Below are 17,711 nucleotides of genomic sequence, written 5' to 3'. Positions count from 1 at the left end.
TTCAGCGCTTTGCTGGAACCAAGACGGACCAGTGGGAGCAAGCGATGAATCGCATATTTCTAAAGTCTGCCGCCATCGCTTTCGCCTCCGTCGCGGTCTCGCTTTTGCTGACGCTGATCGTCGTGCCGGCAATGGGGTTTCCGATCAATCGCACCATCTGGCTGACATCCACCGTGTGCCCGCTCGCGCTGGCCTGGAGCGTCGGCGCCTATACGTTCTGGCAGGGCGAAAGGTTGCAGACCGCGCATCGCGAGCTCGCCCGCGCCCATGCCCAACTCGCCGCCGCGCACAGGCGCTTGGCGGAAAAGGCGAGCCGCGACGACATGACCGGCATGCTCAACCGCGAAAGTTTCTTTGCCGCTCTCGACGGCTCCCGGCGCAAATCCGATCGCGGGGCATTGCTGATCGTCGATGCCGACCATTTCAAGACCATCAACGACAGCTACGGCCATCTGATCGGCGACGATGCGCTGCTCCTGATTGCAAACGCGATAGAGCGTGGCGTGCGCAGCGGCGACGTGCTTGGCCGCATCGGCGGCGAGGAATTCTGCGCCCTTCTGATTGGTGCCACCGAACACGAGGCCAGGCGCATCGCCGAGCGCATCCGCCGTGAAGTCGAGCGTATCCGTTTCCGGCCCGTCGACGAACGAACGGTTCCGCTGACAGTCAGTATTGGCGGCATCACCTGCGGCAGAGACGCCGCAGTGTCGGAGCTAATGCGCGCCGCCGACCAGCGGCTCTACGAGGCCAAGCATCGCGGCCGTAATCTGTCGATCATCGACCGCGATATTTCCGAAGCCGCCTGAGCTCGGCCCTAAGCCTTCTGCTGCATTCAACCGCGCCGCTGCCAGACTGTCAAAATCCGAAGATGGCGATGCGGAACAGCAGGGCGGCCGCCGCCACCGCCACCAGAGCGATGCCAAGGCCAATGGGAGAGCCCCAGCCATACCACTCCATCGCCAGCTTGGCATATTTGAACTCCTCGGCCGGTGTGAGTGGGCCGCGCGTCGGGGTCTGATTCATGTTTCACTCCTTGCAGGCTGCGACAGGCCTTGCCTTGCGCCTGATGCAGCATATTACTATAATAGCCATAATGTTAGGCAGTTTGATAGTTAGATGATCGAAATAAATTCGTCAAGCATGAATCGGGCCGACATGAAGACCGCCATCAGCCTTGCCATTATGGGCTGGCAGGACGCGACGCAGGCTTATGACGAGGCAGTGGGCGATAGGCTTGGGCTGAGTATGGCGGAACGCCATTGCCTGGCGCTGCTCTATGGCGGCCCGCGATCGGCTGGCGAGGTCGCGGCCGCAACAGGGTTGACGCCGGCCGCGGTCACCGCGCTGATCGACCGGCTGGAGGCACGCGGCCTGCTGACACGAACGCGCAGCCTTGAGGACAGGCGCAAGGTGGTCATAGAGGCGACGGAACTCACACGAGAACTATCGACGCGCTATTATGGCGCGATCGCGCAGGAGGGGGAAAAGGTGATCGCCACATTCAGCGACACTGAGCTCGCCACGATCCTGCGCTTCGTTACGGCGTCCCTCGACCTTCAGCGCGACCAGCTGGCCCGGCTGAAGGCCGAGGCGTTGGAATAACCGACAGCCTATAGGCTCGCCGGGTCGAGCGCTGGCTCGCCTTTGCGGCGCGCCACGATCGCCGCAAGATCGGCGGTCTCGAAAGCATCACGCAGGGCGTTGAACGACGGCAGCACGAAATAGGCACGCTGGAACTTGTCGATCTCGTAGCCGGTGCGCATTACGGTTTCCAGGTCGAAGGGGACATGGTGCGCCTCGCCGCCTTCGACCGCGAACTGAAGCTCCGTGAAGGATGACATCAGCCCGGCGCCGAAAGCCTTCAGCGGCTGGCCCGGCTCGCGTATCAGCCCGTATTCGACGGTGTACCAGTAAAGCCTGGTGATCATCTCGTCGCCGCCGAGCGCAATCACGTTATCGGCCTTTTTGCCATACATCTGCATGAAGTCGGCAAAGACCGGCTGCGTCAGGATCGGCACGTGACCGAAGAAATCGTGGAACATGTCGGGCTCGACAATGTAGTCGAGCTCCTTTTGGGTTCGCAGCCAGTTGGTGACCGGGAAGCGGCGGTTGGCGAGGTGGTCGAAGAACGGCTGGGCGGGGATGAGCCCCGGCACAGCGACGATCTCCCAGCCGGTGAGCTTGCGCAGCTTCTCGCTGACCGCACCGAAATCCGGGATCTTGTCGAGAAGGCCGAGCGCCGCAACGCCATCGAGATAGGAATGGTGGGCGAGCTTCCTGGTCAGCTTCGTCTGGCGGTCGCACAGCGTGCGCCACACCGCCTGTTCTTCGTCGCTATAATTGTAGCCCTGCGCCACGGTGAAATCGGCACGGCAGACCGAATAATCGCCGCGAAGGCCTCGCGCCGCGCATTCGCGGGCATAGTCGGCAACGTTCATTGTCACGGCTTGCTCTCCCTGGAAATCATGACCAGCCAATTGCCGGAAATTCTAGCCGGATCGCGCGAGGCAAATCAGCTTTGATGGTGGCTCAAACGCAGGGTTGGAGGTAAAAGGCTGCACGATCGAGCTTTGGGAGAGTGAAAATGCCTCAGTTTGACGAATTCGAGATCAAGATGCTCGACATCCTGCAGCGCGACGGGCGCAAGCCGGTCTCCGAATTGGCGCAGGAGATCGGCCTGTCGACGACACCTTGCGCGCGGCGCTTCGAGGCCCTTCAGCAGGCGGGCATCATAAAGGGCTTCGCTGCGGTGCTCAGCCGCCGCGCCGTCGGTCTGATGGTCGAGGTGTTCATCCAGGTGCGCCTCGTAACCCACAGCGACGGCTCGCCCGAAAACTTTATCGCCGCCGTGCAGCGCATGGACGAGGTGTCGTCGTGCTGGACGATGACTGGAGACTACGATTTCCTGCTGCATGTCATGGTGCCGTCGGTCGAAGAACTCAATGCCTTCGTCATGCACCGGCTGATGCGGCTCGAAGGCGTGCGCGACGTACACACGCAGCTTGTGCTGCAGAACATCAAGGGGCCAGGCCATGTCCCGCTTGCACATCTCAGACGATAGGCATTTCTGCGGAAAAGCTGCACACGAACTGCTGAATCGAGCCAATCTCCAGAGCTAGATCGCCGACTACGACATGCGGACCGCCATTGCATAAGGTCCGCCATGAAAATCGTCCTGATCAATCCGCCACATACAGCTATCGGCAGCCGCGTCCCGGACGACCATCTGCCGCCGCTCGGTTTGCTGGCACTGGGCGGTCCGCTGATCGACGCGGGACATCAAGTGCGGCTTGTGGACGCCGAATTCGGGCCGATGGCGCTTGCCACGCTGGTCCGGGACGCCTTGAGCGACCATCCCCACTGCATTTTGATCGGCCATTCCGGCTCGACGTCTGCGCATCCGACAGCCCTGCTGATCGCCGGCATGGTCAAGCACATCGATCCGGCGGCAATCCTGATTTATGGCGGCGTGTTTCCGACCTATCACTGGCGCGACATACTGGCCGAAACGGATGCCTTCGATGTCATCGTTCGTGGCGAGGGCGAGGCGACCATAGTGGCGCTTGCCGAAGCGCTGGAGAAACGCAAGCCGCTGTCGGATGTGGCGGGCATCGCCTTTCCTGACGATTTGCGCCAGCCCTTTGCCACCAAGCCGGCAAGAACGATCGCCAACCTAGACGACTACCGCATCGGCTGGGAACTGATCGATTTCAGTCGCTACAGCTATTGGGGAGGCAAGCGCGCGGTGGTCATGCAGTTCTCGCGAGGCTGTCCGCATCTGTGCAACTATTGCGGCCAGCGCGGCTTCTGGACGCGCTGGCGGCACCGCGACCCCGGGAAGTTCGCGCGGGAGATTGCCTGGCTATACCGCGAGCATGGCGTCGAGCTGATCAACCTTGCCGACGAGAACCCGACGTCGTCCAAAAAAGCCTGGCGCGCCTTTCTCGATGCGATGATCGCCGAGAATGTGCCGGTGCTGATCGTCGGCTCCACCCGCGCCGACGACATCGTCCGCGACGCCGAGAGCCTGCATCTTTATCGCCAGGCCGGCGTCATCCGCTGGCTGCTTGGCATGGAAAACACCGACGAGCAGACGCTTGCATTGATCCGCAAGGGCGGCAGCACCTCATCCGACCGCGAGGCGATACGGCTGCTGCGCCTCAACGGCATCTTGTCGATGGCGACCTGGGTGGCCGGTTTCGAGGACGAAGGCTTGCGCGACCTCTGGCGCGGCTTCCGCCAGCTGATCGCTTATGACCCCGACCAGATCCAGGCGCTCTATGTGACGCCGCATCGCTGGACGCCGTTCTTCAGGATTGCCAGGGACCGCAAGGTGATCCAGCTGGATGCCCGCCTGTGGGACTACAAGCATCAGGTCCTGCGGATGACCCGCCTCAAGCCGTGGATGCTGTTCTTCGCCGTCAAGCTGATCGAACTGGCGGTGCAGTCGCGGCCCAAGGCCTTGGCGCGCATCCTGTTCCACAAGGATCCGGAGCAACGACATTCGATGCGCTGGTACACCAGAATGGGCCGCCGCGTCTGGTTTCGCGAAGTCTGGGGCTTTCTGGTCCGCGACCGCCGCCTCAAAAATGGCCCGACGCTCGCCGAATTCTGGGGCGCGCCGCAAGACGAGGACGAGGAATCGATGGTTGTCGAACGCCTGCCGCGTAAGTCCGTGACCGCTATTTCGCCAAACGCTTGAGCCTCTCAGACACCCGGCCTCACGGCACGATCAGCGTGCCGGCGCCGTGTTCGGTGAACAGCTCGAGCAGCACCGCATGCGGCGTCTTGCCGTTGAGGATGACGACGCCTGCGACGCCGCGCTCGATTGCCTCGATGCAGGTCTCGACTTTGGGGATCATGCCGCCCGAGACCGTGCCATCCTTGATCAGGGCCTTGGCCTCGGCCACGGTCAGCTCGTCGATCAGCTTCTTGTCCTTGTCGAGCACGCCGGGCACGTCGGTAAGGAACAGCAGGCGCGTCGCCTGGCAGGCGCCGGCGATGGCGCCGGCAAAAGTGTCGGCGTTGATGTTGTAGGTATGGCCGTCGCGGCCGGGCGCCACCGGCGCCAGCACCGGGATCATTTCGGACCGCGCCAGGAGGTCGAGCAATGTGCGGTCGACCTCGACAGGCTCACCAACGAAGCCCAGGTCGAGCACCCGTTCGATGTTGGAATCCGGATCGATCATGGTCTTTCGTGCCTTTTCGGCAAACACCATGTTGCCGTCCTTGCCGCACAGGCCGATCGCCCACTCGCCCTCGGCATTGATCAGCGCGACGATCTCCTTGTTGATCGACCCGGCCAGCACCATCTCGACAATCTCGACGGTTTTCTGGTCGGTGACGCGCAAGCCGCCCTCGAATTTGGATTCGATGCCCATCTTGGCGAGCATGGCGCCGATCTGCGGCCCGCCGCCATGCACGACGATCGGGTTGACGCCGGATTGTTTCAAAAGTGCGATGTCGCGGGCGAAAGCCTTGCCGAGCGCGATGTCGCCCATCGCGTGGCCGCCATATTTCACCACGACCGTCTTGTTCTCGTAGCGCTGCATGTAGGGCAGCGCCCTTGAAAGCAGCGCGGCCTGCATTTCGGCGGTGGCGGCGACATCCGTCATCGGCGTGGTTCCCAGCTTGGCATGAACGGCGGCGTCTTAGCGGGAATTAGACGACGGGGCAAACGGCTTTGCTGTCACGATCGATCAAATCACCGCCTATGCCGGCCGCTGCAGCGGCGCCCGTCGGCCCAGCCAGCCCGAGATCCTTTCCATCTGCGCGGCGAACGACAAAAGCGTTTCCTCGTCGCCGGGGCGGCCGGCGGCCTGGACGCCGAGCGGCAGGCCGGCATCGGTGACGTAAACCGGAAGCGTGATCGACGGTTGCCCGCTGACGTTCTGGATCGCCGGCCAGTGGGTGAACCACAGGCTCTTGTCCATCAGCTGGCCGAATAGCGGCTTGAACTTCAGCAGGCCGGCGAGGCGCAGTCTGTCCAGGACATTCTCGATGAATTCGTCGGCGCCTTTCGGGTCCATGGTGCCGCAGGCGAGCGGCGGGTGCGCGATGACAGGCATCAGCACTGCATCATAGTGCGCGGTTTCGGTGATAAGCTGGCGCGAGGTTGCGTGCAGCCGCTGCAGGCCGGCATAGATTTCGCCGGCCGAGAGGATTTCACCGAACCGGCTCATCACGCGCGTGGCGCGTTCGATGTCGCCTGAGATGGAGCGGCCGACGCGCAAGGCCTCGCCACGCATCGTGCCGGCCACCGCCGCGGCGACGGTTCTGGCGAAATCGGCGATGAAATCACGATCGATATAGGGCAGGTCGATCTCCTCGACGCCGTGCCCGCCTTCGCGCGCCAGCGCAATCGCCGCATCCAGAGCTTTCAACGTCTCTTCGGATATCGGCAAGCCGAGCGGCGATTTTCGATAGAAGGCGAGCTTGAGCTTGCCCGGATCGCGCCCGGCGGCCGCAGTGAAACTGCCGTTCGGCGAGGGTGCCGCGTAGGGCGACAGCGGGTCGGGCCCGTGGGTCAGGTCGAGCAGCAGGGCCGTATCGCGCACGGAGCGGGCCAACGCATGGTCGACGACGAAGCCGTACCAGCTTTCGGTGACGAGCGGCGTCAAGGGTACGCGGCCGCGCGAGGTTTTCAGCCCGACCAGCCCGGTGCAAGCGGCAGGCACCCTGATCGAGCCGCCGCCATCCGAGGCATGCGCCACCGGCACGACGCCGGCCGCGACCAGCGCAGCCGCACCGCCCGAGGAACCGCCGGTCGTATGCGCGGTGTTCCATGGATTGCGGGTGACGCCGTAAGCCACCGACTCGGTCACCAGCCTCAGCCCGTGTTCGGGTGCGGTGCTGGTGGCGATCGGGATCAGGCCGGCGGCCAGATAGCGTTCCGTCATCACCGAACTGAAATCGGGGGTGAAGGCCGGGATGCGGCTGCCGCCATGCGTCGGCACGCCTTTCATGGCGATGCCGAGGTCCTTCAGCGCAAAGGGCACTCCGGCAAGCGGCAGCTTGTGGTCGACGGTTTTCGCTCGCGCCCGCGCCGCCTCAAAAAGCGGTTCGGCGATGGCGTTGATCTCCGGCAGGGTGGCCTCGGCCCGGGCGATCGCCGCATCGACGAGATCTTGCGGTGTGATCTCTCCCTTGTGCACGAGTGCGGCCTGGCCGGTTGCGTCATGCTCCCACAGAACCCGCTCAATCGACATGGTCGCCCTCCCGCTCATTGCAAGCTAGCGGGCGGCGATTTCATTGGCAATCGACGCTGGCGCTGCCGGTGCGCAAGACCATTTCAGTCGTTGCAAATACATTACAATCGCCTAATTTGGCGGCGAATGACGCCGCAGGACATCAGCAACCTGATTGTCCGGACTTCGATGAAGGACCGGGCTGCGTTCGATCTGCTCTACCGGCAGACCAGCGCGAAACTTTTCGGCGTCTGCCTTCGTGTATTGAAGGATCGGGGAGATGCTGAAGAAGCGCTTCAAGAGGTCTTCGTCAAGATATGGACGAAGGCGGACCGTTTCGCCGTTTCGGATCTGAGCCCGATCTCCTGGCTGGTGGCCATTGCGCGCAATCATGCGATCGATCGGATCAGGGCGCGGCGAGAGCCTGCCGCCTATATCGATGCCGCGCTCGACGTGGCCGATCCGGCGCCGGGGCCGGAGGCCATGGCCGTGGCGGGCGGTGAGTCCGAACGCATCTACCATTGTCTCGAGGAATTGGAGAAGGACCGGGCGGCGGCCGTCCGGGGCGCCTATCTGGATGGCAAAAGCTATGCCGAACTGGCGGAGCGCTATGGCGTACCGCTGAACACGATGCGGACCTGGCTGCGGCGCAGCCTGTTGAAACTGAGAGAATGCCTGGAAAGATGACGCTGGCTGACGACAATGGACCGGAACGTGGGGGCGACGACCTGTTCGCCGCCGAATACGTTCTTGGCGTTCTGGCCGCCGATGAACGCGAGATCGCGTCGCGCCGCATCGATGCGGACGCCGCCTTCGCGCGCCTTGTCGATGCCTGGGAGGCGCATCTTTCGCCGATGGCCGCCGCCTATCCGGAGACAGAGCCTCCGATCAGGGTCAAGGAAGCATTGGACCGCCGGCTTTTCGCTGCAGAGCCGCGCGCCGGCCTGTGGTCGAGCCTTGGCTTCTGGCGCGGTCTTGCCGCCGCCGCCATTGCGGCGCTGGCGATCTACATCGCCGTGCCTTACCTCCGCCCGTCCATCGAACCGCCGCAGGCGCGGCTTGTCGCCTCGCTGGCGGCCGAAGGCAGCGACGTCAAATATCTCGTCGTCTACGATGCCGCCCGTCACGAGGTCGGTCTTTCTCACGTTTCCGGCGAGCGGGCCGCCGGCAAGGACTTCGAACTGTGGATGATAGAAGGCAAGAAGGCGCCGGTGTCGATGGGCGTCATCCCGGCCGGTGCGACCGCGCATTTGGCCATCCCGCCCGCCGTCCAGGAGAAATTGGCGCAAGGCGCCGTGCTTGCGGTCAGCGTTGAGCCTGCCGGCGGTTCACCGACCGGCGCGCCGACTGGACCGGTGGTCGCAGCGGGCGATCTGAAGAGCATCTGACCACTTCTCATCTCTGGAAGCAGACCTGAAATCTATCTCCCGCGATGTAGACGCCTGCAAAGCTTGTTGGCGGCTGTCGATCCGAGCCCGGCAAATTGCAGCGGCAAATATTTTTTTGCGGAGAGGGCGAAACTCCAGCATTTCTATCGCGTATCTCCTTGCGTTCCCAAATGAGGGGAACGATAACCAGAGGAGATTGAAATCATGCGTAAATTCGCCACCCTTTTGCTTGCCGGCACGGTCGCCATTTCCGCGCTCGCCACCATTGCCTATGCTCAAAATCCGATGGTCGGCGGCGCCGCCATGTATGCCCAGAAAAACATCGTCGAAAATGCTGTCAACTCGAAGGACCACACGACGCTGGTCGCTGCCGTCAAGGCAGGCGGCCTGGTCGATACACTGCAAAGCGCTGGCCCCTTCACTGTGTTCGCGCCGACCAACGAGGCCTTTGCGGCACTTCCAGCCGGCACGGTGGAGACGCTGCTCAGGCCTGAAAACAAGGACAAGCTCGTCAAGATCCTGACTTGCCATGTCATCGGCGCCAAAGCGATGGCCGCCGACGTCGCCAAGATGGTCAAGAACGACGGCGGCACCCACAAGGTGAAGACGGTCGGTGGTTGCGAACTGTCGCTCAAGGCCGACGGCGGCAAGGTCACCGTGACCGACGAGAACGGCAACGTCGCCAATGTGACGATCGCCGATGTCGAGCAGTCCAACGGCGTCATCCACGTCGTCGACAAGGTTCTCCTGCCGAAGATGTAACAAACGCACGCTGCCGGCGAAGATATCGCTAAGGGCCTCCCTGCGCACGCTCCGCGCCGTTCACGCAAGATGTGGATAGGCGCGGAGTCCCGCTTTGAGGACAGCGATCGTCACCGGCTTTTGATTTCCGTGTGGCGGTCGAATTTGGCACAAGCAATGACAGGAGGAATGGCCATGAACCGTCGCGAGCTTCTTTTGAGTGGTGCGGCAGCCATTGGCGTTGTCGCAGGCGCCACCGCGCTGCGCATGGGCGGAGCCCAGGATGCACGCGCGGCTGAGACTTTCGAGGTTACCAAGACCGAAGCCGAGTGGCGCGCCATCCTGTCCGACGCGGCCTTCAATGTGCTGCGCAAGGAGGGCACGGAATACCCGGGCACCAGTCCGCTGCTCAACGAGCACCGCAAAGGCATCTTCGCTTGCGCCGGCTGCGGCCTGCCGGTCTATTCGTCAGAGACCAAGTTCGATTCCGGCACAGGCTGGCCGAGCTTCTGGCAGGAAATCCCGAATTCCGTCGGCAAGACCGTGGACAGGTCTTTGGGCATGACCCGCACGGAGGTCCATTGTCGCCGCTGCGGCGGCCATCTCGGCCACGTATTCGACGACGGTCCGCCGCCGACCGGGTTGCGACACTGCATCAATGGCGTTGCCTTGACCTTCAAGCCGGCGACGGCGTGAGGACGGCTGCGACCCTGACTTTGTCGGAGCGCGAGAGGACTTCGTAATGGTTGATTTTGCGCATGACCCCGAAAATCGCTTTTCGGGGTCATGCGCGAGGGCGCCAGGCGGGGGATCCAGCGCGCCTCAATGGCCTCCGCCACCGCCGCCTTGAGCGGCTGGCTTGCGGATCACCAGGGTGAAGAGCCCAAGCGTCGCGAACAAAACCGTCAGCATGAAGAATACGTCCATGAACGACAGCAGCGACGCCTGCTGCTGGACCATGCCTGACAGTTTGGAGATGGCCGCCTTGGAGGCGTCGAGCCCGGCGGTCTGCTCGAAGTTGAGCGTCATGTTCTGCAGCTTCTGCTGCGCAGCGGCACTTCCCCATTGCACGTGCTCGGAGAGCCTGGCGTAGTGGAAGGCATTGCGGTCGATCAGCACGGTGTTGATGACTGCCAGGCCGACGGCGCCGCCGAGATTGCGGGTCAGGTTGAACAGGCCAGACGCATTCTTCAGCCGCTCCGGCGGCAAGGTTCCGAGCGCAATGTTGTTGATTGGCACCATGCAAAGCATCATCGAGCAGCCGCGCAGGATCTGCGGGATCAGCAGTTCATAGAAATCCCAGTCGGCGGTGAGATGCGTCATCCACCAGGTCCCCGTGGCGAAGCCGAAGAAGCCGATCATCATCATGATGCGCGGGTCCATCTTGTTCGACAGGATGCCGGAGATCGGCGCAGTGAAGAACATGGCCAGGCCGCTGACGAACAGCGCCTCGCCGATCATCATCGAATCGTAGCCGCGGATCCGCCCCAGGAACACCGGATAAAGATAGGTCAGACCGTAGAGGCCGATGCCGACGACGAAGGAGAACAACGAGCCGAAGGCAAAATTGATATTGCTGAAAGCCCTCAGGTCGACAATCGGCTCCTCGGCGGTCAACACGCGCCAGAAGAACAGCACCGCGCCGAAGGTCATGATGACGGCGCAGATGAACACCGCCTGATCCTGCAGCCAGTCGTTGTTGGGACCTTCCTCCAGCACATATTCCATGCAGCCCAGGAAGGCGGCCATGCCGGCAAGCCCCCACCAGTCGAACTTGCTGAACAGCTTGAGATTGGGTTTGTCGAAGTCGATCAGCGACCAGGCGGCCGTCGTCACCAGAATGCCGGGCACGACGTTGACCAGGAACAGCCAGTGCCAGGACATGGCATGGCTGATATAGCCGCCGACGGTCGGGCCGATGGTTGGCGCCAGCGTCGCTACCAGGCCGATCATCGGCGAGACGATGGCGCGACGCGACGGCGGGAAGATGGTGAAGGCGGCTGCAAAGACGCTCGGGATCATGCCGCCGCCGATGAAGCCCTGCACGGCGCGGTAGACGATCATCTGGTCGATATTGGTTGCGGTCGCCGCCAGCGCGCTGGCCGCGGTGAAACCTGCCGCCGAGATTGTGAACAGCACCCGCGTCGACAGCATCCGGCTGAGGAAGCCCGACAGCGGGATCATCACCACCTCGGCAATCAGATACGCCGTCTGCACCCACGGAATTTCGTCCGAACTGGCGCTCAGGCCCGCCTGGATCTCGGCCAGCGAGGCCGAGACGATCTGGATGTCCAGGATCGCCATGAACATGCCGAACACCATTGCCAGGAAGGCGATGACGCGGCGTGTCGAGATGTGGTCAACCGGCATGGCTGGCGCCGGCGCCGATCCTGCAGTTAGGGTTGCGGTCGCCATGACCCTTGCTCCCGGTTCCGCTTTACTTCGATGCCGCAGGCGCGGTGCGGCTGTCGACGGCGACGACGACGCTCAGGCCGGCGCGCAGCTTGCCCGTCTTCAGCACATCGGCAGGCACGTCGATGCGAACCGGAACGCGCTGCACCACCTTGGTGAAATTGCCTGTGGCGTTTTCCGGCGGCAGCAGCGAGAACACTGCTCCCGAAGCCGGGGCCAGCGACGACACGGTACCCTCGATGTCCTGACCGTCGATCGCGTCGACCGACACTCTGACCTTTTCACCAGGCACCAGCCGGGCAAGCTGGGTCTCCTTGAAGTTGGCGACGATGTAGAGCTTGTCCATTGGCACGATGACGGCGAGCTTCTGTCCGGGGCCGATCAGGTCGCCCTGCTCGACCGAGCGGTTGCCGACCACGCCGTCATAGGGTGCGCGCAGCACGGTGAAGGACAGATCCCGCACCGCCTTGTCGTGGGCAAGCTGCAGCGAGGCCAGCGTGCTTGCCGATTCCGCCCGCTGCGCCTGGAGCACGCCGATATTGGCCTGAGCCGCCGCGATCTGCGCGTCGGCGCCGGCTAGTGCGGCATTGGCTTGCTCGACCGCCGTCTGGGCATCGTCCAACTGGGCCTGAGTACCGACGCGGGTCTTGAGCAACTGGGCGGCACGAACCTGAGCTCGCTTCGCATTATCGGCCGCGGCCTGGTCGGCGGTCTTCTGCGCCTGCGCCTGCTTGAGCGAGGCGCGCGCCGCCTCGGTCTGAGCATCGATGCGGTCGAGCGTCTTGCTCAACGTGGCGATCTGCGCCTCGGCCTGGGCAACGGCTATCTTGTAGTCGCCGTCATCGACGATCAGCAGCGGGTCGCCGGCCTTCACCTGCTGGTTCTCGGTCACTTTGACCTGATCGACATAACCCGAGATTTTTGGCGAGATGAACGCCGTGTCGGCCTGGACATAGGCGTCGTCGGTCGTGATCATGAAGCGCCCGTCGGTCCAGTAATCATAGCCATACCAGGCGCCGGCGCCCAGCAGGGCCAGGCCGATGATGGGCAGCAACATCGAGCGCATCGAGCGCTTCTTCTTGGCGGGAGCCAGCGGGGTGACGTCGGCGGGCTTGAGAGGGGCTTCCGGCGCTTCGATCGCAGGCTGGACCTTGGCACTGGGGAACGGGCGGACTTCGGCACTGGTGGGCGCGTTCGAGGACATGATATCTCTCTAAATTAACTGGCGCTGAATTTCGTCAGACTGAACCGTTCGGTTCGATCTCGACGTTGACTTAGCGCTTAAAGAGGCCCATATCAAGAGCAATCGAACCGGATGGTTCGAATTATTTTACGAGGTGTGACATTATGGCCGAAGCCCCCAAGGCCGCTCCTTTGCCTGATTCAGGCCCATTGCCCAGCGCCGGCAAGGACCAGTGCGATCTGCTGGACAGTCTGCCGCGCGGCCGCCCGGCCGCGGGGCAAGACCCGGTCAAGCGCAGCCAGATCATCGAGGGTGCGCGCCGTGTCTTCATCGACAAGGGCTTCGAAGCCGCGTCGATGAACGACATTACGCGCGAGGCCGGCGTGTCCAAGGGCACCATCTATGTCTACTTCGCCAATAAGGAAGAGCTGTTCGAAGCGCTGATCGAGGAAGAGCGCGGCACGATTTTCAAGAACATGTATGAAGTGCTCGACCAGATTGGCGACCTTCGCCAGACGCTGGTGAAGTTCGGCGTCGTGCTGTCCATGAAGATCACTTCGGCGAGGGTCATCCTGGCGCAGCGGACGGTGATCGGCGCGTCGGAACGCATTCCGGAGCTTGGTGCCCGGTTCTACGAACGCGGCCCGAAGCGTGGCCATGACAGGGTCGTCGTTTTCCTCAACATGGCTATCGAACGCGGCCTGCTGAAGATCGACGACGTCGAACTTGCCGCCTATCAGTTCACCGAGCTGTGTCTGGCCGGTCTTTTCCGCCAGTGCATATTCGCCTATCGCACCAAGGCGCCAAGTGCGGCCGAGATCGAACACATCGTCAGGTCGGGCGTCGACGTGTTCCTGAAGGCCTACGGCACCGAACAGCTGGCAGAGCAGGAACGGGCCTCCAGCCCCGCCTGACAGGCTGCCAGGGTCGGTGGCCTATCCGCCATTGGCGGCGAGCACGATCGCCGCACGCAGTTCCTCGAGACCCTCGCTCTTTTCCGACGACGTGGCGAGCACGAAGGGAAATGCCGCCGGGCGTTTCTTGATCTTCTGGAGCGTTTCCTCGATCAGCCGCGGTACCCCCGCCGCTTTGATCTTGTCGGTCTTGGTCAGCACGATCTGATACGACACCGCCGCCTTGTCGAGCAGCGACAGCACCTCGTCGTCCTTGGCCTTGATGCCATGGCGGGCATCGATCAGCACGTAGACGCGCTTCAGCGTCACCCGGCCCTTGAGATAGTCGAACACGAGCTTCGTCCACTCGTCGACCTTTTCCTTCGGTGCCGTGGCGTAGCCATAGCCTGGCATGTCGACCAGCGCCATCGGCGGCAGATCGGCGCCTTCTCCCGAAAATCCGCCAGGCACGAAATAGTTGAGCTCTTGCGTCCTGCCCGGCGTGTTGGAGGTGCGCGCCAGCCCCTTCTGGTTGACCAGCGCGTTGATCAGCGACGATTTGCCGACATTGGAGCGGCCCGCAAAGGCGATCTCGGGCGGACCCTCCGGCGGCAGGAATTTCATTGCCGGCACGCCGCGGATGAATATCCAGGCTCGCGTGAACAATTCGATGCCGATCGTGGTCTTGTTCAACGCGTTCAAACCGCCGCCTCCAGAAGAAAAATGTTGCTGCCACGAATAGCATCGAGATTGCGGCTGATCTTTTCCACTGGCCAGTGCCACCACGCCAGCGCCAGCAACCGCCGGATGGTCCTGTCATCGAAGCGCATCTTCACCACTTTGGCCGGATTGCCGGCGACGATCGCATAGGCCGGCACATCGTGCGTCACCACCGACTTTGCCGCGACGATGGCGCCGTCGCCGATCTTCACGCCCGGCAGCATAACCGCTTCCATGCCGATCCAGACGTCGTTGCCGACGATTGTGTCGCCACGCACCTCCTTCGACCATGTCGCCGGGTCGAAGCCTTCCTCCCAGCCGTGACCAAAGATGTTGAACGGATAGGTCGAAAAGCCGGACATGGCGTGATTGGCGCCGTTCATGATGAAGCGCGCGCCTTCGGCAATGGCGCAGAACTTACCGATGATCAGCCTGTCGCCGATGAACGGATAATGATGCAGCACGCATTTTTCGGCGAATTTGTCGGGTCCGTCAGGGTCGTCATAATAGGTGAAGTCGCCGATCTCGATATTCGGCGCCGTCACCAGCGGCTTCAGAAAGCCGACGCGCGTGTGCAACGGGATCGGATGCTTGATCGATGGATTGGGTCCGGTCATATCGAGCTCCGTCGGGCAACTGCCAGCCAGGTCAAAATAGCGCGATCCGTCCGGCAGTACCAATCGCTTAATCCAGGCGGGCAGCCTGTGCAAAAAGCCCCGGACGAACCGGGGCTTTCTGGTTTCGCACTATCGGAGCGCCGGCTATTCCGCCGGCGACGGTTTCTTGCGAAACAGCGCGACCAGATTGTCCCACAATTCGATCTTGGCGCCCTGCCGCTTCATGATCACGCCCTGCTGCAGGATCGACAGCGTGTTGTTCCAGGCCCAGTAGATGACGAGGCCGGCCGGAAAACCCGCCATCATGAAGGTGAAGATCACGGGCATCCACGTGAAGATCGCCGCCTGCGTCGGGTCCGGCGGCGTCGGGTTCATGCGCATCTGCAGGAACATCGTCACGCCCATGATCAGCGGCCAGACGCCGATCATCAGCATGTGCGGCAAGGTAACGGGGATCAGCCCGAACAGGTTGAAAATCGATGTCGGGTCCGGCGCCGCCAGATCCTGGATCCAGCCGAAGAACGGCGCGTGCCGCATCTCGATGGTGATGTAGAGCACCTTGTAGAGCGAGAAGAACACCGGGATCTGCAATGCCACCGGCCAGCAGCCGGCGAGCGGATTGATCTTCTCGGTCTTGTAGAGCTCCATCATCGCCTGCTGCTGCTTCATCTTGTCGTCCGCGTATTTCTCGCGGATCTCGAGCATCTTGGGCTGCACCTTCTTCATGTTCGCCATCGACGCATAGGACTTGTTGGCGAGCGGGAAGAACAGCGCCTTGACGATGACGGTGGTGGCGAGGATCGCCAGACCGAAATTGCCGAAGAATTTGTAAAGCGTGTCGATCAGCGAGAACATCGGCTGAGTTATGAACCAGAACCAGCCCCAATCGATCAGCTTTTCGAAAAGCCTTATCTTGCGATCTTTCTCGTAAGCATTGATCTTGTTGACTTCCTTTGCGCCGGCAAAGATCTCCGATTCAATGGTCTTGGATTCGCCGGGCTGCAGCGCAATCGCGTCCGTGCGGAAGTCGGCTTGATAGCGATGACGGCCGTCCTCGTAATAAGCGAAGTTTGGCTGAAACTCCTGCGCTTCTGTCGGCACCAGCGTCGCCGCCCAGTATTTGTCGGTGATGCCCAGCCAACCGTCCTTGGACTTGCTCGGTGTGTACTGCTTGTTTTTCTCGAGATCGGCGTATTTGTGTTCCTGCAGGCCTTCGCTGCCGGTGACGCCGATCAGGCCTTCGTGCAACACATAGGTGCTGGCGACCGCCGGCTTGTCGAAGCGGGTGATGCGGCCATAATTGAACAGCGAGACAGGGCTGCTGCCGGAATTCTGCACGATGTCGGAAACGGTGAACATGTAGTCGTTGTCGACCGAGAATGTGCGTTTGAAAGTCAGGCCCTTATCGTTGGTGAAGGTGAGCGTCACTGGTGTAGCCGGCGCTAGCGTCGGATTGCCGTCGACGTTCCAAACGGTCTTGGGTCCCGGCAGCGTTCCCACCTTGTCTTCGCCAACAAAGCCGATCTCGGCGAAATATCCGTTCGGCAGCGACTCCGGATTGAGCAGCGCGATCTTGGGTGAGTTTTTGTCGACCGTCTCCGTGTAGTGCTTGAGCTTGAGATCATCGAGACGCGCGCCGGTGAGGTTGATCGAGCCTTCGAGGCTCGGCGTGTCGATCTTGACGCGGCGGGTCGAGGCAATCGCCTGCTCGCGGCCGGCCGGCGTCACCGCGTTGCCGCCAGGCGCGTTCGGAATGGCGCCCGGCTGCACCGGTGTTTCGCTGGCGCCCGGGCTGGTGCCTTGGGCGGCCTTCTTCTGCTCCGCCACGCGCTGCTCTTCGATGCGGGCGGCTTCGCGCTGCATCTCGCTGCGCGGCATCACATAGAAATATTGCCAAAGCGCCAGGATCAGCACCGACAGTGCGATGGTGATGAAGAAGTTGCGGTTGTTTTCCATCGAAGCCCTTGGCCTATCGTGTTCCACGCAATCTGCGGGAGAGTTCGGCCTTCAACTGGCCGAACGGAGTGGTAAGCACGTCTTCGCGCCCGACGATGACATAATCATTGCCGGGCGCCATGTCATCGGCGGCATGCGTGCGCACGGCCTCTCTGAGCCGCCGCCGGATGCGGTTGCGAACGACGGCGTTGCCGACCTTCCTGGTGACGGTGTAGCCGACGCGCGGCGCCTCGCTGTCGCCGCGGCCCAGGACCTCGACGAGGAAAAGCCGCCCGCGGCGCTTTTCGCCGCGGCGGACAGCCAGGAATTCCGCGCGCTTCAGAAGCCGCTTGGGATGGGCACCCGTTGGCTTGCCGGTTGCGGGCAACGATCTTGTCTCTCGCTTGGTGCTCAGGCGCTGAGACGCTTGCGGCCGCGGTTGCGGCGGGCTGCGACGACGCCGCGGCCACCTTTGGTGGCCATGCGGGCGCGGAAACCGTGCCTGCGTTTGCGGACGAGTTTGGACGGCTGGTAAGTACGCTTCATTTGTTTAAATACCGCGGGGTGCGGCCCTTCTTGATTCTGTCACTTTGTAACAGGAGCTTTGCCGGGCCGGTTTTGGCGCGATCGAAACC

General features: G+C 62.5%; 20 protein-coding genes. 9 read left to right on the top strand and 11 right to left on the bottom strand.

All coding sequences use genetic code 11. The features are described from left to right. Positions 1–44 precede the first annotated feature (44 nt). Entirely contained in the window at positions 45–806 is a 762-nt protein-coding gene (locus NKJ15_RS02960) for a GGDEF domain-containing protein (protein WP_023677477.1), read from the top strand. 49 nt (positions 807–855) lie between these two features. Here NKJ15_RS02960 and NKJ15_RS02955 read toward each other — a convergent pair whose 3' ends face one another. Further along, positions 856–1,023 (bottom strand): hypothetical protein, encoded by a 168-nt coding sequence (locus tag NKJ15_RS02955; RefSeq protein WP_352455979.1) that lies wholly within the window; start codon positions 1,021–1,023, stop codon positions 856–858. A 93-nt stretch (positions 1,024–1,116) separates the two neighbouring features. On the opposite strand from NKJ15_RS02955, the gene NKJ15_RS02950 reads away from it, so the two are divergent. Then, positions 1,117–1,602, top strand: a complete 486-nt coding sequence (locus NKJ15_RS02950; protein WP_352455980.1) for a MarR family winged helix-turn-helix transcriptional regulator — start codon at positions 1,117–1,119, stop codon at positions 1,600–1,602. Between the two features lie 8 nt (positions 1,603–1,610). Here the strand turns inward: NKJ15_RS02950 and phhA are convergent, their stop codons facing one another. Next, on the bottom strand, positions 1,611–2,438 hold the full coding sequence (gene phhA / locus NKJ15_RS02945) for a phenylalanine 4-monooxygenase (protein WP_352814128.1): 828 nt from the start codon (positions 2,436–2,438) through the stop codon (positions 1,611–1,613). 146 nt (positions 2,439–2,584) lie between these two features. Here phhA and NKJ15_RS02940 point away from each other — a divergent pair, with 146 nt between their 5' ends. Together NKJ15_RS02940 and bchE are read left to right on the top strand one after the other, a co-directional pair. Then, positions 2,585–3,061: an Lrp/AsnC family transcriptional regulator gene (locus tag NKJ15_RS02940; RefSeq protein ID WP_352813994.1), complete on the top strand. Its 477-nt coding sequence runs from the start codon at positions 2,585–2,587 to the stop codon at positions 3,059–3,061. Between the two features lie 102 nt (positions 3,062–3,163). Continuing rightward, positions 3,164–4,702, top strand: a complete 1,539-nt coding sequence (gene bchE, locus NKJ15_RS02935) for a magnesium-protoporphyrin IX monomethyl ester anaerobic oxidative cyclase (protein ID WP_352813993.1) — start codon at positions 3,164–3,166, stop codon at positions 4,700–4,702. A 19-nt stretch (positions 4,703–4,721) separates the two neighbouring features. Here bchE and argB read toward each other — a convergent pair whose 3' ends face one another. Both argB and NKJ15_RS02925 read right to left on the bottom strand, forming a co-directional pair. Further along, positions 4,722–5,615, bottom strand: a complete 894-nt coding sequence (argB, locus tag NKJ15_RS02930; RefSeq protein ID WP_352472350.1) for an acetylglutamate kinase — start codon at positions 5,613–5,615, stop codon at positions 4,722–4,724. 96 nt (positions 5,616–5,711) lie between these two features. Continuing rightward, complete coding sequence (locus tag NKJ15_RS02925; protein WP_352813992.1) at positions 5,712–7,208, bottom strand: amidase; 1,497 nt, start codon at positions 7,206–7,208, stop codon at positions 5,712–5,714. A gap of 126 nt (positions 7,209–7,334) precedes the next feature. On the opposite strand from NKJ15_RS02925, the gene NKJ15_RS02920 reads away from it, so the two are divergent. From NKJ15_RS02920 to msrB, 4 genes are all read left to right on the top strand, one after another. Further along, a complete protein-coding gene (locus NKJ15_RS02920) occupies positions 7,335–7,874 on the top strand; it encodes a sigma-70 family RNA polymerase sigma factor (protein ID WP_352501141.1) in 540 nt (179 codons plus the stop codon). Then, entirely contained in the window at positions 7,871–8,575 is a 705-nt protein-coding gene (locus NKJ15_RS02915) for an anti-sigma factor (RefSeq protein ID WP_352814127.1), read from the top strand. Before NKJ15_RS02920 ends, NKJ15_RS02915 begins: the two co-directional genes overlap by 4 nt. 204 nt (positions 8,576–8,779) lie before the next feature. After that, positions 8,780–9,337: a fasciclin domain-containing protein gene (locus tag NKJ15_RS02910; RefSeq protein WP_023677486.1), complete on the top strand. Its 558-nt coding sequence runs from the start codon at positions 8,780–8,782 to the stop codon at positions 9,335–9,337. Between the two features lie 174 nt (positions 9,338–9,511). Beyond that, on the top strand, positions 9,512–10,012 hold the full coding sequence (gene msrB, locus NKJ15_RS02905) for a peptide-methionine (R)-S-oxide reductase MsrB (protein WP_023677487.1): 501 nt from the start codon (positions 9,512–9,514) through the stop codon (positions 10,010–10,012). Between the two features lie 126 nt (positions 10,013–10,138). Here msrB and NKJ15_RS02900 read toward each other — a convergent pair whose 3' ends face one another. Both NKJ15_RS02900 and NKJ15_RS02895 read right to left on the bottom strand, forming a co-directional pair. Next, complete coding sequence (locus NKJ15_RS02900; RefSeq protein ID WP_352814126.1) at positions 10,139–11,686, bottom strand: DHA2 family efflux MFS transporter permease subunit; 1,548 nt, start codon at positions 11,684–11,686, stop codon at positions 10,139–10,141. Between the two features lie 67 nt (positions 11,687–11,753). Next, entirely contained in the window at positions 11,754–12,932 is a 1,179-nt protein-coding gene (locus tag NKJ15_RS02895; protein WP_352813991.1) for an HlyD family secretion protein, read from the bottom strand. A gap of 143 nt (positions 12,933–13,075) precedes the next feature. Here NKJ15_RS02895 and NKJ15_RS02890 point away from each other — a divergent pair, with 143 nt between their 5' ends. Next, positions 13,076–13,825, top strand: a complete 750-nt coding sequence (locus tag NKJ15_RS02890; protein ID WP_352452995.1) for a TetR/AcrR family transcriptional regulator — start codon at positions 13,076–13,078, stop codon at positions 13,823–13,825. A gap of 21 nt (positions 13,826–13,846) precedes the next feature. Here the strand turns inward: NKJ15_RS02890 and yihA are convergent, their stop codons facing one another. From yihA to rpmH, 5 genes are all read right to left on the bottom strand, one after another. Next, positions 13,847–14,506: a ribosome biogenesis GTP-binding protein YihA/YsxC gene (gene yihA, locus NKJ15_RS02885; protein WP_031193748.1), complete on the bottom strand. Its 660-nt coding sequence runs from the start codon at positions 14,504–14,506 to the stop codon at positions 13,847–13,849. Then, the gene (locus tag NKJ15_RS02880; protein WP_023677492.1) at positions 14,503–15,141 is read right to left on the bottom strand and encodes a CatB-related O-acetyltransferase; all 639 of its coding nucleotides are present in this window, start codon (positions 15,139–15,141) and stop codon (positions 14,503–14,505) included. The genes yihA and NKJ15_RS02880 overlap by 4 nt, the downstream gene beginning before the upstream one ends. A gap of 144 nt (positions 15,142–15,285) precedes the next feature. After that, positions 15,286–17,097 (bottom strand): membrane protein insertase YidC, encoded by a 1,812-nt coding sequence (gene yidC, locus NKJ15_RS02875; protein WP_352813990.1) that lies wholly within the window; start codon positions 17,095–17,097, stop codon positions 15,286–15,288. Positions 17,098–17,110: 13 nt separating this feature from the next. Next, a complete protein-coding gene (gene rnpA, locus NKJ15_RS02870) occupies positions 17,111–17,464 on the bottom strand; it encodes a ribonuclease P protein component (RefSeq protein WP_352539960.1) in 354 nt (117 codons plus the stop codon). Positions 17,465–17,487: 23 nt separating this feature from the next. Further along, positions 17,488–17,622: a 50S ribosomal protein L34 gene (gene rpmH / locus NKJ15_RS02865; RefSeq protein WP_008833937.1), complete on the bottom strand. Its 135-nt coding sequence runs from the start codon at positions 17,620–17,622 to the stop codon at positions 17,488–17,490. Between the last annotated feature and the right edge of the window lie 89 nt (positions 17,623–17,711).

The sequence above is a fragment of the Mesorhizobium sp. M0207 genome (assembly GCF_040321995.1).
Classification (GTDB): Bacteria; Pseudomonadota; Alphaproteobacteria; order Rhizobiales; family Rhizobiaceae; genus Mesorhizobium.
This window is presented reverse-complemented; position numbering and strand designations above follow the sequence as displayed.